The organism is Agrobacterium sp. Ap1 (genome assembly GCF_017313375.1).
Taxonomy (GTDB): Bacteria; Pseudomonadota; Alphaproteobacteria; order Rhizobiales; family Rhizobiaceae; genus Neorhizobium; species Neorhizobium cellulosilyticum.
Window position 1 is genome coordinate 24262 of the sequence record NZ_JAFLMY010000028.1, and the last position, 14359, is coordinate 38620.

18 protein-coding genes are annotated in these 14359 nt (G+C 59.3%); 8 read left to right on the forward strand and 10 right to left on the reverse strand.

What is annotated here, in order from left to right:
* The first annotated feature begins 17 nt into the window (after positions 1–17).
* The 4 genes from JZX87_RS27510 to JZX87_RS27525 are packed head-to-tail and all read left to right on the forward strand — an operon-like array spanning position 18 to position 2660.
* A complete protein-coding gene (locus JZX87_RS27510; protein ID WP_148144279.1) occupies positions 18–749 on the forward strand; it encodes an amino acid ABC transporter ATP-binding protein in 732 nt (243 codons plus the stop codon).
* 34 nt (positions 750–783) lie between these two features.
* A complete protein-coding gene (locus JZX87_RS27515) occupies positions 784–1611 on the forward strand; it encodes a shikimate dehydrogenase family protein (RefSeq protein ID WP_206829039.1) in 828 nt (275 codons plus the stop codon).
* 40 nt (positions 1612–1651) lie between these two features.
* Complete coding sequence (locus tag JZX87_RS31910) at positions 1652–1870, forward strand: Gfo/Idh/MocA family oxidoreductase (RefSeq protein ID WP_353654274.1); 219 nt, start codon at positions 1652–1654, stop codon at positions 1868–1870.
* The gene (locus JZX87_RS27525; protein ID WP_206829027.1) at positions 1821–2660 is read left to right on the forward strand and encodes a Gfo/Idh/MocA family protein; all 840 of its coding nucleotides are present in this window, start codon (positions 1821–1823) and stop codon (positions 2658–2660) included. Before JZX87_RS31910 ends, JZX87_RS27525 begins: the two co-directional genes overlap by 50 nt.
* 40 nt (positions 2661–2700) lie before the next feature.
* Here JZX87_RS27525 and JZX87_RS27530 read toward each other — a convergent pair whose 3' ends face one another.
* The 5 genes from JZX87_RS27530 to pcaD are packed head-to-tail and all read right to left on the reverse strand — an operon-like array spanning position 2701 to position 6389.
* Positions 2701–3765 (reverse strand): 3-carboxy-cis,cis-muconate cycloisomerase, encoded by a 1065-nt coding sequence (locus JZX87_RS27530; RefSeq protein ID WP_148144162.1) that lies wholly within the window; start codon positions 3763–3765, stop codon positions 2701–2703.
* Positions 3766–3805: 40 nt separating this feature from the next.
* Complete coding sequence (pcaG, locus tag JZX87_RS27535) at positions 3806–4417, reverse strand: protocatechuate 3,4-dioxygenase subunit alpha (RefSeq protein WP_206829040.1); 612 nt, start codon at positions 4415–4417, stop codon at positions 3806–3808.
* A 2-nt stretch (positions 4418–4419) separates the two neighbouring features.
* Entirely contained in the window at positions 4420–5169 is a 750-nt protein-coding gene (pcaH, locus tag JZX87_RS27540) for a protocatechuate 3,4-dioxygenase subunit beta (RefSeq protein WP_148144161.1), read from the reverse strand.
* A gap of 24 nt (positions 5170–5193) precedes the next feature.
* On the reverse strand, positions 5194–5583 hold the full coding sequence (gene pcaC / locus JZX87_RS27545) for a 4-carboxymuconolactone decarboxylase (protein WP_148144160.1): 390 nt from the start codon (positions 5581–5583) through the stop codon (positions 5194–5196).
* Positions 5580–6389, reverse strand: a complete 810-nt coding sequence (gene pcaD, locus JZX87_RS27550; protein WP_206829028.1) for a 3-oxoadipate enol-lactonase — start codon at positions 6387–6389, stop codon at positions 5580–5582. The genes pcaC and pcaD overlap by 4 nt, the downstream gene beginning before the upstream one ends.
* A gap of 93 nt (positions 6390–6482) precedes the next feature.
* On the opposite strand from pcaD, the gene pcaQ reads away from it, so the two are divergent.
* The gene (pcaQ, locus tag JZX87_RS27555) at positions 6483–7397 is read left to right on the forward strand and encodes a pca operon transcription factor PcaQ (RefSeq protein ID WP_148144158.1); all 915 of its coding nucleotides are present in this window, start codon (positions 6483–6485) and stop codon (positions 7395–7397) included.
* Positions 7398–7427: 30 nt separating this feature from the next.
* On the opposite strand, the gene JZX87_RS27560 is transcribed toward pcaQ, so the two are convergent.
* Complete coding sequence (locus JZX87_RS27560; RefSeq protein ID WP_206829029.1) at positions 7428–8189, reverse strand: IclR family transcriptional regulator domain-containing protein; 762 nt, start codon at positions 8187–8189, stop codon at positions 7428–7430.
* Between the two features lie 137 nt (positions 8190–8326).
* On the opposite strand from JZX87_RS27560, the gene JZX87_RS27565 reads away from it, so the two are divergent.
* The 3 genes from JZX87_RS27565 to pcaF are packed head-to-tail and all read left to right on the forward strand — an operon-like array spanning position 8327 to position 10936.
* Positions 8327–9034: a 3-oxoacid CoA-transferase subunit A gene (locus JZX87_RS27565; RefSeq protein ID WP_148144156.1), complete on the forward strand. Its 708-nt coding sequence runs from the start codon at positions 8327–8329 to the stop codon at positions 9032–9034.
* Entirely contained in the window at positions 9031–9720 is a 690-nt protein-coding gene (locus JZX87_RS27570) for a CoA transferase subunit B (RefSeq protein WP_206829030.1), read from the forward strand. The genes JZX87_RS27565 and JZX87_RS27570 overlap by 4 nt, the downstream gene beginning before the upstream one ends.
* Before the next feature lie 10 nt (positions 9721–9730).
* Complete coding sequence (pcaF, locus tag JZX87_RS27575; RefSeq protein WP_206829031.1) at positions 9731–10936, forward strand: 3-oxoadipyl-CoA thiolase; 1206 nt, start codon at positions 9731–9733, stop codon at positions 10934–10936.
* Positions 10937–10975: 39 nt separating this feature from the next.
* Here the strand turns inward: pcaF and JZX87_RS27580 are convergent, their stop codons facing one another.
* Genes JZX87_RS27580 through JZX87_RS27595 form a run of 4 tightly spaced genes read right to left on the reverse strand, consistent with a single transcriptional unit; the run spans position 10976 to position 14328 of the window.
* Entirely contained in the window at positions 10976–11692 is a 717-nt protein-coding gene (locus JZX87_RS27580) for an ABC transporter ATP-binding protein (protein ID WP_148144153.1), read from the reverse strand.
* Positions 11673–12437 (reverse strand): ABC transporter ATP-binding protein, encoded by a 765-nt coding sequence (locus tag JZX87_RS27585; protein WP_148144152.1) that lies wholly within the window; start codon positions 12435–12437, stop codon positions 11673–11675. The genes JZX87_RS27580 and JZX87_RS27585 overlap by 20 nt, the downstream gene beginning before the upstream one ends.
* Complete coding sequence (locus JZX87_RS27590) at positions 12434–13468, reverse strand: branched-chain amino acid ABC transporter permease (protein ID WP_148144151.1); 1035 nt, start codon at positions 13466–13468, stop codon at positions 12434–12436. Before JZX87_RS27590 ends, JZX87_RS27585 begins: the two co-directional genes overlap by 4 nt.
* Positions 13465–14328, reverse strand: a complete 864-nt coding sequence (locus JZX87_RS27595) for a branched-chain amino acid ABC transporter permease (RefSeq protein ID WP_148144150.1) — start codon at positions 14326–14328, stop codon at positions 13465–13467. Before JZX87_RS27595 ends, JZX87_RS27590 begins: the two co-directional genes overlap by 4 nt.
* Between the last annotated feature and the right edge of the window lie 31 nt (positions 14329–14359).

The window sequence follows — 14359 nt, forward strand, 5'->3', positions numbered from 1 at the left end:
CAACGACCACGGAGCCGATGATCTCCCTGTCGGGCGTGGAAAAATGGTACGGCGCCTTTAAGGCTCTCGACAATATCAACATGTCTGTCGCGAAGGGCGAGAAGATCGTGCTTTGCGGCCCCTCGGGAAGCGGCAAGTCCACGCTTATCCGCTGCATCAATCACCTGGAGGCCTATCAGAAGGGTGACATCCATGTCGGCGGCATCATGCTCGGACATGGATCGAAGACGATCGATGCGGTTCGCCGCGAGGTCGGCATGGTCTTCCAGCAGTTCAATCTCTTTCCGCATTTGACCGTGTTGCAGAACTGCATGCTGGCACCGATGAGATCGCTCGGTATCGACAAGGCGCAAGCCGAGGATCGTGCCCGCACCTTGCTGGAGCGGGTCAAGATCTCCGAGCAGGCCGAAAAATACCCCGCTCAGCTTTCCGGCGGTCAACAGCAGCGCGTCGCCATTGCGCGTGCCCTCTGCATGCGGCCCAAGGCGATGCTGTTCGACGAGCCGACATCCGCACTTGACCCGGAAATGGTCAAGGAAGTGCTCGATACGATGATCGCATTGGCCGAAGAGGGAATGACGATGATCTGCGTGACCCATGAAATGGGTTTCGCACGTCAGGTTGCCGATCGCGTCATCTTCATGGCAAGCGGCGCGATCGTCGAGGAGGCGCCTCCGGCCGAATTCTTCTCCAATCCGAAACATGAACGCACCCGGAAGTTCCTTGGCGAAATCCTCGGGCGGCATTGATGCGATACAGTTTCATAGCCGGAAGGTAAAGCCGATGATAAGCGGCAACACAAAACTCATCGCACATCTCGGTTTCCCGACGCATTCCTTCAAGGCGCCGTTGATCTACAATCCCTATTTCGAGAAAAACGGTATCGATGCGGTCGTGGTGCCGATGGGATGCCGGCCGGATGACTACAAGGCATTTCTGAAACTGGTCTTCCGCCTTTCCAATATCCATGGCGCGCTGATCACCATGCCGCACAAGATCACCACCATGGGATTGCTGGACGAAATTTCCACCAATGCGCAGGTTGCTGGAGCCTGCAACGCAGTGAAAATCGGATCGGACGGCGGCCTTGTCGGCGATATGTTCGACGGGGAAGGTTTCGTCCGCGGGATGCTGCGCAGAGGGCGGGAGATCGAGGGCAAGAGAGCGATCATGGCCGGTGCCGGAGGTGTCGGCTCGGCGATCGCCGCGTCGCTTGCCAAAGCGGGATTGGCAGAACTGGCGCTTTCCGATGCCTCCATCCCCATGATGCAGGGCCTCGTGGACCGGTTGCGTCGTCATTATCCGGGGTTGCGTGTGGAAGCCGGCAAGACCGATCCAAACGGCTACGATATCGTCATCAACGCCACGCCCCTCGGTATGAATGACAATGATCCGCTGCCTTTCGATGTATCCCGGATCGCGCCTTCAGCCTTCGTTGGAGAGGTGGTGCTGAGCCGTGAGATAACGCCGTTCCTGGCTGCGGCGCGCGCTCGCGGCTGCGAATATCAGGTCGGAACAGACATGCTGTTCGAGCAGATACCGGCCTATCTCGAATTCTTCGATCTTCCCATCACGACAGCGGAGGAACTTCGCGCCGTTGCCAGATTGTGAGGGAACTGGGATGCCAGATGATGCAATCAGATTTGCGATCATGGGAGGTGGCCTGATCGGGCGTGAACATGCCGCGCTAATTGCAGCAACGCCCGGTGCAGAGCTTGTCGCAATCTCAGACCCAGCGCCTGCCGCGGAACTGGTTACAAGTGAGTTCGGGGCCAGACACTATCTCGATTATCGGACCATGCTGGACGAGATGCGGCCAGATGGCTCTGCCAAATGCTCTTCATGCTCAAGCGGCAATCGCCTGTGTTGAACGCGACATCCCGTGTCTGGTGGAAAAGCCTGTGGCGGATACGCTCGAAGCTGCAAGGGATCTGGTGGCGGCGGCAGAACGAGCCGATGTGCCAGTTCTAGTGGGACACCAGCGCCGTCATAGCCCCGACATCGCCAAGGCCAAGCAATTGATCGAAGAGGGGCATCTCGGTCGCCTGGTCGGGGTCCACGCCATGTGGCTGGCCGACAAGCCGGAGGCTTATTTCGATGCCGCCTGGCGCCGGCAAGCCGGTGGTGGGCCATTGCTCATCAACCTTATTCACGACATCGATTGCCTGCGGTTTGTCTGTGGTGATATCGCAGAAGTCATGGCCTTCACCTCAAATTCGGTGCGAGGCTTCGAGGTGGAGGATAGCGCCAGCGTCAGCCTGCGCTTTTCATCTGGTGCGGTTGGCACGGTCCTCATGAGCGACACGGCCGTTTCGCCCTACAATTGGGATACGGCCGCCGGGCAGGCGCTGTATTTCCCGCATCAGCCGGAAAACGCCTATTTCTTCTCCGGCACCAGAGCTGCATTGGCATTGCCGTCAATGGATCTTTGGAAGCATGAGGCGGAAGAGGGGCATTGGCAGGATCCGCTGGTCAAGCGGCACGTCACGCTGGATGGCAGCCGGGCCTATGTCAATCAGCTTGCCCATTTCATGAAAGTGGTAACGGGTGACGCCAAACCCCTGGTCTCTGCCCATGATGGAATGATGACCCTGGCGACGATACTGGCGATTGCGCGGTCGGGCCGGGAGAGGCGACCGGTCAGTCCTGCCGATCTATGACACGCGTCGCTGGGGCTTCCTGGTCGATGGGGCCATAGGATCAATTGGACGAGTCGGAGTCCAACATTCCGATTCGTTCGATTTTGCTGAGCGTTTCTCTCGCCAGCCGCAGTGAGGCAGCAGTCGCCATGGCCATCTGTGGCATGATCAGCCATTCGAGTGTCCAGGCTGCTCCTGAACGCTCCTGCTCATGCACCATGGCCTGATGCAATCCTGAAAGCTGGACGGCGTTGAAGCGAGCAAGCGCCACCAGTGTTTCTGCCCCGACCGGATTCTGTTTATGCGCCATGGCGGAGGATTTTCCGCCACCGCTCATGGAAATTTCGCGGCCCGACTGGGCCATCAGCGCGAGATCCTGCCCAATCTTGCCGAGTGCGCCCGTAACCGATGACAGGTGATGGCCGATATCCGCAATTCCGTCTCGCTGGCTCTGCCATTGGCGTATGTCCGCCAACCCCAGTTCTTCAGCAAGCGCGGCACGCACCGCGGCCCCATCTAGTCCCAGCTTGTCGAGAGAACCGGCCGCACCGCCGAGCTGGACCGGAAACACTAGGTTGTTCAGCGCTGTGAGTTGTCGCGCGAGCGGGCCACGCCAGCTTTCCACTCGATCAGAAACGCGGATCGGAATGGCCGCCTGCATACGGGTAAAGCCCATCAGCGGGTTTGATCCGAAGCGTTCATCGAGACCATCCAGAAGCGCAACTATCTGCCTTATTCGCTCAGTGAAGATCGCATGGATCGCCTTCATCCGAAGCATCAGGCTCGTGTCGATGGCATCCTGGCTGGTTGCGCCGAAATGGACATGGTTGGCCGCATCGCCGCCGACCGCCTGCCTAAGCTGTTTGACGAGTTCGGGGATGACGACGGAATCCGTCCCGACGGCTGCCTTCAGCCGTGCGAGATCGGGTTCGAATGTACCGCATGCCGCCGCAATCTGTTCCGCAGCAGCTGCCGGGATAAGTCCCAGCCCCGCCTGTGCCCGCGCCAAAGCGGCTTCGAAACGAAGCATGGTGTTGATGTCCGCATCGGCTGAAAGGTGGCGAGCGATTTCCTCATCGCCGAGGAGACCCGACAGGAAGGGATGCTCGAAGGGAGAGAAGGCCATCATGTCTCCATGTCGGGTAGGCAGCTGGTTGGGCGCAGCGTCAGATATCGAGGAACACGGTTTCTTTCGGTCCCTGGAGATGGATATCGAGCGTATAGATGCTGCCGTCCTTCTGTGCGACCATTGTCTCGACCCGCTGGCGATGTTCGATGCGTAACAGCAGCGGATCGATGGCGTTCGCTTCCGCCTCGTCGGAAAAGTAGATGCGTGTATGCAGACCGATATTGATGCCGCGAGCAACGATCCAGAGCGTGATATGCGGCGCCATGGGGCGTCCGTCCTTGAACGGAACCTTGCCGGGTTTGATCGTCTCGAACTGGAAATAACCATTCTCGGCATTCGTCGGACAACGGCCCCAGCCGGTGAAGTTCGGATCAGCGGTGCCGCGCATTTCCGACGGGCTGTTGTAGAGACCGGCGCTGTCCGCCTGCCAAATTTCGGCAATAGCATCCCGCACAAGCGTATCGGCGCCGTCAAAGATGCGGCCACGCACGGTGATGCGTTCGCCCAGCGTCTGATCGTTGACCATCGTGGTTCCGAGATCGCCGTCATAGACGCCGCGAATGTCGCAGTAATTCGGCGTCAGTCCGATATGGACATAGGGGCCGGCGGTCTGCGACGGTGTTTCCTTCAACCTGTGAAGCTCCTGCACCATCAGTTGCCCTCCAGCCGGTTTTCAAAAAGGGTCGAGCGGCGTCCGCGCAGCACGATATCGAATTTGTAGGCGCGCGCATCCATCGGGATCGTCTGACCCCAGTCCAGCGGTGCGATCAGTTGTTCGATCGCTTTGCGATCCGGGATCGTGTTGACGATCGGACATTTCCAGATCATCGGGTCGCCCTCGAAATACATCTGGGTAATCAGGCGCTGGGCGAAGCCATGTCCGAAGACCGAGAAATGGATATGGGCAGGACGCCAGTCGTTGACGCCGTTAGGCCATGGATAGGGGCCGGGCTTGACGGTGCGAAACGCGTAACGCCCGTCGTCGTCGGTGATCGCACGGCCGCAACCGCCGAAATTGGGGTCGATCGCGGCAAGATAGGTTTCTTTCTTGTGGCGATAACGGCCGCCGGCATTGGCCTGCCAGAATTCCAGCAAGGCACCGCGAACAGGTTGGCCTCGCTCGTCCAGCACGCGGCCATGAACGATTATCCGCTCGCCGATGGCACTTTCTCCCGGCCGGGCGTAGTTGTGGATCAGGTCATTGTCCAACTCGCCGATCATTGAATGGCCGAAAACCGGGCCGGTGATTTCCGAGATCGTGCCGTCGAGAGACAGCAAGGCGCGCTGCGGCGAACGCAGGATCGAGGTCTTGTATTCCGGTGTCAGGGCGGGCGCGTGCCAGGCGCGGTCGCGCGCGAAAAATCCACCGGTCTCCGGCTGTTTGTTCGAATTAGCGGACATCCCTAAGGTCTCCTCCCCCGATGTCTATTCGGCGTCCATCTGTTCGTAGACGCGCTTGGCGATCTTTATGGCATGGTTTGCGGCAGGTACGCCTGCATAGATAGCGACATGCAGCAGGGCCTCGCGAACATCTTCCCGCGAAGCGCCAGTATTGGCGGTGGCCCGCACATGCATGGCAACTTCCTCGTCCTGGCCGAGTGCTGCCAGAAGCGCGATCGTGATGATCGATCGTTCCCGCTTGGTGAAGTTGGGACGTGACCAGACATGTCCCCAGGCGGCTTCCGTGATCAGCGCCTGAAACGGCTCGTCGAATTCAGTGGCGTTGGCGATCGCTCGATCGACATGGGCATCTCCCAACACGGAACGTCGTGTCTCCATGCCCAGGCGGTGTCGGTATGTCTCAACCTCAGTCATTGAGCCTCCCCTGCGGTATTGGTGGTGTTGATGAAGTCTTGGATCAGATCGGTCAAAGCTTCGGGCTGTTCGACGCAGGGAATGTGACCTGCATCCTTGACGATCTCGAAACGCGCGCCGGGGATAAGTTCTGCCGTATTCCTGACGAGGTCTGGCGGCGTTGAGCCATCCTGGTCGCCGACGATGCAGAGGGTCGGCACGACAATGCGTGCAGCGGCCTCGGTGTAATCGGCATCACGAATTGAAGCGCAGGTTGCCGCATAACCTTCGATCGGTTGGCGAGCCAGCATGTTGCGATAACCGTGAAAGGCGATGTTGTCCGGGCTGCGGAAAGCGGGGGTGAACCACTTTTCCATGACCGCATCGACGATGCTTGCGATGCCGTGCTCTTCGACGGCCGCAATACGCGCGTTCCACATATCGGCAGAGCCGATCTTGCTGGCAGTATCGCAGAGTATCAGCGCCTTCACCAACTCGGGCCGTGTCTGGTAGATCGCCTGCGCAATAAGCCCTCCAACGGAAAGGCCGCAGATCACGGCGTTGCGCACGTTGAGCAGATCCAGGAGGCCGGCAAGATCCGCTGCATGATCCTCGATCGAATAAGGGGGCTTGCCGATATCGGACAGGCCATGGCCACGCTTGTCGTAAAGGATGATCGGGAAGTCGCCGGCGAGGCGCACGATGACATCCCGCCAGATGCGAAAATCCGTGCCGAGCGAATTGGCGAATACGATGACCGGTTTATCCGCCGGTCCTCCAATAACCTGATAGTGGATCGTGACGTCATTGACGCGCGCAAACTGCATTGAAAATCTCTCCCTGAATTATCTTGGTATATTGGCTCGGTTAGGTAAAATGACTTTTTAGGTGTTTTTTATATCCGAATGGTTATGTATTCGATGAGCGAGCCAAACGTTAAGTTTCGTCATCTCCAAGCCTTTATCGAGGTTGCTCGTCACAAGAGCGTCGTCAAGGCGGCCGGTTTTCTGAATGTCAGCCAGCCGGCGGTTACCAAGACCATTCGGGAGCTCGAAGAGGCGCTCGGTGTCGCGCTTGTGGAGCGCGAGGGCAGGGGCATCCGGCTATCGCGTTATGGCGAGGTATTCCTGAAACATGCCGGTGCGGCGATCGCCGCTCTTCGACAGGGTGTCGATTCAGTTTCGCAGGAACGTGTTGGAGAAGCGCCGTTGATACGGATCGGTGCGCTACCGACAGTTTCCAGCCACATCATGCCGCGGGCCGTGGATCTTTTTCTGAAGGAAAAGACCGGGAGCCGCATCAAGATCGTCACCGGCGAAAACTCGGTGCTGCTGGAACAACTGCGCTTCGGCGACCTCGATCTTGTCATCGGCCGACTGGCGGGGGCTGACAGGATGGCGGGATTTATCTTCGAGCACCTCTATTCCGAACGGGTGGTGTTTACCGTCCGTGCCGGCCATCCGATCCTGACGTCGGGGCATTCATCGTTTTCCGAACTCGGCGACTATCCGATCCTGATGCCGACCACGTCGTCGATCATTCGGCCCTTTGTCGATCGGCTACTCATCGCCAACGGCATTTCAAGTCTGCCGAACCAGATCGAGACCGTTTCAGACTCTTTCGGTCGAGCATTCGTGCTGTCGAGCGACGCGGTGTGGATCATATCGTCCGGGGTTGTGTCCCGCGATATCGGGACGGGGCTAATGCAGGCATTGCCGATCGATACAAGCGATACCCAAGGGCCCGTGGGGCTGACAATGCGGACTGACGCAATCCCCTCCATCGCGATGTCGCTTTTGATACAGACCATACGAGAAGCTGCAGGCTCCCGTTAGCTCACTTGCCTGCCTCAATCTCCCGAGGCGCTACGAGAGCACTCCGCGAAGCTCGCGACTTACCTGCTGAAGTGACGGGAGGTAGGTTTCGATGACAGAAGCCATAGGGGCGCTCGAGACGGCCAGTCCCGTGTTTAATGCCGCGACCACGACGCCGCGCGCGTTTTTCACCGGCACTGCGACGGATCTCAATCCCTGCTCGACCTCCTGGTCGACCGCGGCATAACCGTGCGTTCGAACCAGCGCGAGTTCCTTCAAGACGTCATCGATAGTGTGGAGCGTATGGGCGGTTCTTGCCTGAAGCGGATGGGAGTTCAGAAGTTCAATCGCTTGAGTTTCGGGAAGTGCTGCAAGCATGACACGTCCGAGAGACGTGCAATAAGCGGGAAGACGCGACCCTGGCATGAGCGCAATCGACATCACCTTCCGCTGCGCAGCACGCGCGACGTAGACGATCTCTGCACCATCCAGGATGGCGACGGACGTGCTCTGGCCAATCTGTTCGGATAACTGATCGAGCCATGGCTGAACGATGCGCGGCAGCGGCATGGATGCCAGGCAGCCGGTACCGAGACGCAGGACGCGCGGAGTGACCGTAAAGAACTTGCCGTCATAAGCACAATATCCGTTTTCAGCGAGCGTCAGCAGACAACGGCGGGTGGTTGCTCGATCCAGGCCGGAGATCTCTGCCGCTTCCGAAATGCTCAATCGAGGCGTTTCGGCGGTAAAAGCTTCGATCACGCGAAGCCCCTTCGCCAATCCGCCCATCATGTCACTCTGCTTCACATTCAATATAATAACTCCGAGTTTGTGCGATAATGCAACAAATGCATCATATCGCACAAAAACGTTGAGGTCGAGAAAGTCGAGGGGTAGGTTTTCGAGAGGCTACGACAGAGGACGAGGCCCATCATCAAGGGAGGTGGCGGATGAACAAGACAAGCCAGAGCCTGGCGGCGGCTGTGTCCGAAATAGGCGACGGAGCGACAGTGATGATCGGCGGCTTCGGTGGCTCCGGCGCTCCGATCGAACTCATCCACGCGCTGATCGACAAGGGTCCAAAGGACCTGACGGTCATCAACAACAATGCCGGCAATGGCCGTATCGGGATTGCGGCGATGATCGACGCGGGCATGGTCCGAAAGATGATCTGCTCGTTCCCGAAATCGTCCGATCCGCGCGCCTTTACCGATAAGTACCTGGCCGGAGAAATCGAACTCGAACTTGTGCCGCAAGGCACGCTTGCGGAACGCATCCGTGCCGGAGGCGCCGGCATACCGGCATTCTACACCCCGACCGCTTACGGCACGGAGCTCGCGGAAGGCAAGCCGATCGGCGAATTCGACGGTCGGCGTTACGTCCAGGAACGGTGGCTGAAGGCTGACTTCGCCATCATCAAGGCTCATCTCGGCGACCGTCATGGCAATCTCACCTACAACAAGGCGGCTCGTAACTTCAATCCGCTGATGTGCATGGCGGCCGCCAGCACGATCGTTCAGGTTTCGAGGATCGTCGAGGCGGGCGAAATCGACCCCGAACATGTGGTCACGCCCGGAATTTTCGTCGATCGCGTCGTCGAGGTTTCGCAGCCTCGCCAGGAAGAGGAACTCATTCGCGCCGGAGTGACCTACGCATGACAAGCATCGCTCAAGAAGAGATCAAGCTGACCAACGCCCAGATCGCCTGGCGCGCGGCGCAGGACATTGTCGACGGCGCCTATGTCAATCTGGGTATCGGCTTTCCCGAAATGGTCGCCCGTTACCAGCCGCCCGGCCGGGAGGCGATCTTCCACACGGAAAACGGCATCCTCGATTTCGGCGAGGCGCCGAAGCCAGGCGAAGAGGACTGGGACCTCATCAATGCCGGCAAAAAGGCAGTGACGCTGAAGCAGGGCGCTTCGTTCTTCCATCATGCGGACAGCTTCGCGATGGTGCGCGGCGGCCATCTCGATGTTGCGATCCTTGGGGCATTGCAGGTTGCGCAAAGCGGGGATCTGGCAAACTGGCGTGTCGGCTCGAAGGGCGTTCCGGCAGTCGGTGGCGCCATGGATCTCGTGCATGGCGCCAAACAGGTCTTTGTCATCACCGAGCATGTGACAAAGAACGGCGAACCCAAGCTCGTGGAAAAATGCACGTTTCCGCTGACCGGCTTGGCCTGTGTCACCCGGGTTTACACCAGTCATGCCGTCATCGAGATCGTTGAAGGACGCTTCGTGCTGCGAGAAAAACTTGCCGCATTTAGCATAGAAGAACTGCAGTCGATGACGGACGCTCCGTTGCATATCGCGGGTTCGGTCGCCGATCTCATCGTGCCCGAAGTCTGAGGAGAATACAGTGGCCGAGGCTTTTATCTGCGACTACATCCGCACCCCGATTGGTCGTTTCGGCGGCACGCTTTCCTCAGTGAGGGCTGACGACCTCGGCGCCATACCGCTGAAGGCGCTCATCGAGCGAAATGCCGGCATCGACTGGGAGGCGGTTGGCGACGTGATCTTTGGATGCGCCAACCAGGCGGGCGAGGACAACCGCAATGTCGCGCGCATGTCTCTGCTTCTGGCCGGGCTTCCTGTGTCCGTCACGGGCACGACCATCAACCGTCTGTGCGGTTCGGGAATGGATGCCGTCATCACTGCGGCGCGCGCCATCAAGTCGGGTGAGGCGGAGTTGATGATTGCGGGCGGCGTCGAAAGCATGAGCCGGGCACCGTTCGTCATGCCGAAGGCCGACGCCGCGTTTTCGCGCAACGCGGAGATCTACGACACGACAATCGGCTGGCGCTTCGTAAATCCGCTGATGAAGAAGCTTTACGGCGTCGATTCCATGCCCGAAACCGGCGAAAATGTTGCGGAAGATTATCGGATCTCTCGCGAAGATCAGGATGCTTTTGCTCTGCGCAGTCAGAACAAGGCCGCTGCCGCCCAGGAAACCGGCCGGCTTGCCCGCGAAATCACGCCGGTCGCCATCCCCCAGCGCAAGGGTGAGGCACTGGTCATCTCGAAAGACGAGCATCCGCGCGCGACCACGATCGAAGCGCTCGCCAAACTTGGTACTCCCTTCAAGAAGGAAGGCGGAACAGTGACGGCCGGCAACGCCTCCGGCGTCAACGATGGTGCCGCGGCGCTGATTATCGCTTCGGAAACAGCTGTCAGAAAATACGGGCTGACGCCGATTGCGCGGGTTCTGGCCGGAGCGACAGCGGGCGTTCCTCCACGTGTCATGGGTATCGGCCCGGCGCCTGCTTCCAAAAAGCTGATGGCATTGCTCGGCCTGACGCAGGATCAGTTCGATGTCATCGAACTGAACGAGGCCTTTGCCTCCCAGGGCCTTGCAACCTTGCGCGAACTCGGCATTGCCGATGACGATCCGCGCGTCAACCCGAATGGCGGGGCCATCGCGCTTGGACATCCGCTGGGCATGACGGGTGCGAGAATTGCCGGCACGGCCGCTCTGGAACTTTCGTCCGGCAGGGGTAACCACGCGCTCGCAACCATGTGCATAGGTGTGGGGCAGGGTATCGCGCTCGCTCTCGGGCGCGCCTGACCGCTTTTTCGGCAGGAAAACAGCAAGGCAGGCGGCAGGCTAATGCAGGCCGCCCACGCCGAGCAAACGTTCCACCGCCTCGTGATCCTGCGACAGCGCGGAAGGGGTACCGTTCCAGGCGATACGGCCACGCTCTAGCACGATGACCTCGTCGGCAAAGTCGAGAGCGCTTTGAATCCGCTGCTCGACGAGCAGGATCGTCATGTCTCCGGAAGCCGCAAGTTCCGAAAACACCACCATGAGCTCCTCGCAGATCACGGGAGCCAGGCCTTCAAGCGGTTCATCGAGCAGCAGCACCGCGGGTCGGCCGAGGATCGTGCGCGCCGTGGTCAGCATCTGTTGTTCGCCACCGGACAGCTGGCTGCCGAGGTTCCTGCGACGCTCTTTCAGCCGGGGAAACAAAGCATAGCCTTCCTCGATCGCGTCCTTCTTCCGTTTCTTCAAGCCGACAGTCAGGTTTTCCTCGACGCTAAGGCTCGGGAATATGTCCCGCGTCTGCGGCACATATCCGAGGCCCGCGTGAGCCCGCGCGGCACTTGACATCGAGCTGAGATCGATGTCCCCTATCGTTATCCTCCCGCCATAACGGCGGGTCTGGCCCGCAAGCGTCGCGAAGAGCGTCGTCTTCCCCATCCCGTTGCGACCGAGAACGGCGAGCCGACGACCAGCAGCCACAGAAAACGAAATCGATTCCAGAATTCGGGTCGGGCCATAACCGGCGGAAAGGTTTTCGACTTTAAGCATTGAGGCCGGCATTGGCGTAGCTCCCGAGATAGGCCTCGCGGACGCGGGCATCCTTTGTCACGTCGGCGGGAAGGCCGTCGAATATAATGGTCCCTGCGGCAAGCACGACCACCCGTTTGGCAAATCGGAACACCAGGTCCATGTCGTGTTCGATCATCACCACGGCGAGATCGGCGGGCAGGTTTGCGAGCGCTTCCTCGATACGTCCCGTGTCACTTTGCGGAACGCCGGCAGCTGGTTCGTCGAGCAGGAGGACGCTGGGCTTTAAGGCAAGCGCGATGGCCAGTTCCAGAAGCCGCTGCTGCCCGTAGGCGATCTCCCGCACCTTTCTATGTGCGAGCGAATAAAGGCCCAGTCTTTCAAGCAGGTCATAGACTTCTTCCATCACCGCCGGACGGGTGAGAAAATTGCCATGTAGTTCAGCCGATTTTCCTGTCCGTTGGAGAACCGCGAGCCCCACATGTTCGGCCGGTGTCATGTCCTGGAAAAGCCGGGTCACCTGGAATGAGCGAACGAGGCCACGCTGAACCCGGCCGGTTGGTCCGATCCGGGTGACCGGCTCGTTTCGAAGTCGCACCTCACCGGAACTCGGTTTCAGGGCGCCGGTGACGAGATTGACGAAGGTCGTCTTGCCGGCTCCGTTTGGGCCAATGAGCGCCACCCGGTCGCCTGCCACCATGGAGAGCGAGACGTCGTTTGTGACAACGAGTCCGCCGAACGCCTTCTTCAGGTTGATGACTTCAAATACCGCGCTCATGGCCGCGTCTCCCCGGTCGTGTTCTTTCTTACAGAGAGGAGATCCTGCACCGTTCCGAAAATGCCCTTAGGGGCGAAAAGGACGACGACGATGAGAAGCGCGCCAACCATCGTCAGCCAGTGAAACGGGTTGGCGGCCGATACGAAGTCCTCAAACAGCATGAAGATCACGGTCCCGACCAGAGCGCCGAACAGGGAACCTGTTCCGCCAAGGACAAGCATGACGAGCGCTTCTGCCGATTGTGTGAACGACAGGGCGTCGAGTGCGACAACCTGGGTTGAGATGGCACTGAGCGCACCCCCGGTTCCGGCCACCGCGCCTGAAATGATGTACATCTTTATCACAGCTTTATGGGGAGAGGCGCCGAGTGCCCTTATCCGCACGGGATCCTCCTTGATGCCACGGCAGAGCATGCCGAAGGGCGAGCGAACGACGATGCGCAGCAACGTGAATACGATGAGAAGCAGGACCACACCGAAGAAATAGGCCGTATGGCCGAAGAGATCGAACTCGTAGAGGCCAAAGAGCGGGTCGAGTACGATGCCCGACAATCCGTCGCTTCCGCCGGTCCAGGAAGACGCCTTGTTGGCGAATTCATGAAACAGGTAGACAAGAGCGATCGATAGCACGAGCTGCGGGAGACCGTGTGCCCGCAGCATCACGATGCCACAGATAAGTCCTGCGACCGCACCCGCAAATATCCCGCCCAGTGTCATCAGCAGCGGATCATTTATCCCATAATGCGCGGAGAGTATGCCTGCCGCATAGGCGCCCGATCCGAACAACGCCGCCTGGCCAAGGGTCGCAACACCGCAATAGCCGGTCACGAGATCAAGCGACAATACGAGAAGGGCAATCGCGATGATACGCGTGAGCAACGCGAGGTTGTCGGGAAAGAGGACATAGCCAGCCGCGGCGACAATGACGATGGCAGCAAAGCCGTAAAGGTCTCGCTTGATGAAGCCGGCCCGCAGGCGGCTTCTGGTCGTTGCAGCGCCGGCGGCTAGCGTGGAGTTGGTCTTCTCTGTCATTTTGCGCGTCCCGCCAGGCCACTCGGAAAGACACAGATGATTGCGATGACGGCAAGATAGAAGAAGAATTCGCCGAATTCCGGCATGAGATACCTGCCGGTCGTATCGATCGCCCCAAGTAGAAGACAAGCTGCCAGTGCGCCAGGGATGGAGCCGGCTCCGCCGACCGATACCACGACCAGAAACGTCACCATGTAGCGGAGTGCATAATAGGGTTCCACCGGCAGGAATTCCGATCCGACCACTCCGCCGAAAGCCGCAAGACCCACAGCCGCCGCGAAGCTAACCGCGTAGACGATTTCCGTTCTCACGCCCAGCGCCGCAGCCATTGCGGCATTGTCGACAGACGCACGAAGCTTGATGCCGAAATTTGTCTTCTCGATCGCGTACCAGAGGCCGAGCGCCACGGCCAGGCCGCAGGCGATCGCAAAAAGGCGATGGATGGGTATGGTGCGGAAGCCGAGGTCGGCAGACCCTTGTAGTGAAGGTGCAAGCGGAATGGTCTTCAGCGTTGGCCCCATGACGAAATTGGCAATTCCGATGATGCAGAAGGTTATCCCGATCGTCATCAGCACCTGTGTCAGTTCCGGCTGACCGTAGATCCGCCGATAAAGAAGACGTTCGATCGGAATGGCGATCAGGATCGTGAAGACGACCGCCGCGATCAATGCAAGTCCGTATCCGAGGGCCAAGTCCCGCGCGACATAGGAGGCTATGTAACCGCCGATCATGGCAAAGCCGCCATGGGCGAGGTTCACGACACGCATCAGGCCCATGGTCACCGAAAGGCCGATGGATATGACGAACAGCACCATGCCATAGGCAAGTGCGTCGACAGCAATGCTGAAGACTGTCTGCATGAGAAATCCTGTTCATGAGTGGCAGGCCAAC

Excerpts from the sequence above, each read along its gene's own strand:
- JZX87_RS27510 (WP_148144279.1), top strand. The coding sequence starts at position 18 with ATGATCTCCCTGTCGGGCGTGGAAAAATGGTACGGCGCCTTTAAGGCT.
- JZX87_RS27515 (WP_206829039.1), top strand. The coding sequence starts at position 784 with ATGATAAGCGGCAACACAAAACTCATCGCACATCTCGGTTTCCCGACG.
- JZX87_RS31910 (WP_353654274.1), top strand. The coding sequence starts at position 1,652 with ATGGGAGGTGGCCTGATCGGGCGTGAACATGCCGCGCTAATTGCAGCA.
- JZX87_RS27525 (WP_206829027.1), top strand. The coding sequence starts at position 1,821 with ATGGCTCTGCCAAATGCTCTTCATGCTCAAGCGGCAATCGCCTGTGTT.
- JZX87_RS27530 (WP_148144162.1), bottom strand. The coding sequence starts at position 3,765 with ATGGCCTTCTCTCCCTTCGAGCATCCCTTCCTGTCGGGTCTCCTCGGC.
- pcaH (WP_148144161.1), bottom strand. The coding sequence starts at position 5,169 with ATGTCCGCTAATTCGAACAAACAGCCGGAGACCGGTGGATTTTTCGCG.
- pcaC (WP_148144160.1), bottom strand. The coding sequence starts at position 5,583 with ATGACTGAGGTTGAGACATACCGACACCGCCTGGGCATGGAGACACGA.
- pcaD (WP_206829028.1), bottom strand. The coding sequence starts at position 6,389 with ATGCAGTTTGCGCGCGTCAATGACGTCACGATCCACTATCAGGTTATT.
- pcaQ (WP_148144158.1), top strand. The coding sequence starts at position 6,483 with ATGAGCGAGCCAAACGTTAAGTTTCGTCATCTCCAAGCCTTTATCGAG.
- JZX87_RS27565 (WP_148144156.1), top strand. The coding sequence starts at position 8,327 with ATGAACAAGACAAGCCAGAGCCTGGCGGCGGCTGTGTCCGAAATAGGC.
- JZX87_RS27570 (WP_206829030.1), top strand. The coding sequence starts at position 9,031 with ATGACAAGCATCGCTCAAGAAGAGATCAAGCTGACCAACGCCCAGATC.
- JZX87_RS27580 (WP_148144153.1), bottom strand. The coding sequence starts at position 11,692 with ATGCCGGCCTCAATGCTTAAAGTCGAAAACCTTTCCGCCGGTTATGGC.
- JZX87_RS27585 (WP_148144152.1), bottom strand. The coding sequence starts at position 12,437 with ATGAGCGCGGTATTTGAAGTCATCAACCTGAAGAAGGCGTTCGGCGGA.
- JZX87_RS27590 (WP_148144151.1), bottom strand. The coding sequence starts at position 13,468 with ATGACAGAGAAGACCAACTCCACGCTAGCCGCCGGCGCTGCAACGACC.
- JZX87_RS27595 (WP_148144150.1), bottom strand. The coding sequence starts at position 14,328 with ATGCAGACAGTCTTCAGCATTGCTGTCGACGCACTTGCCTATGGCATG.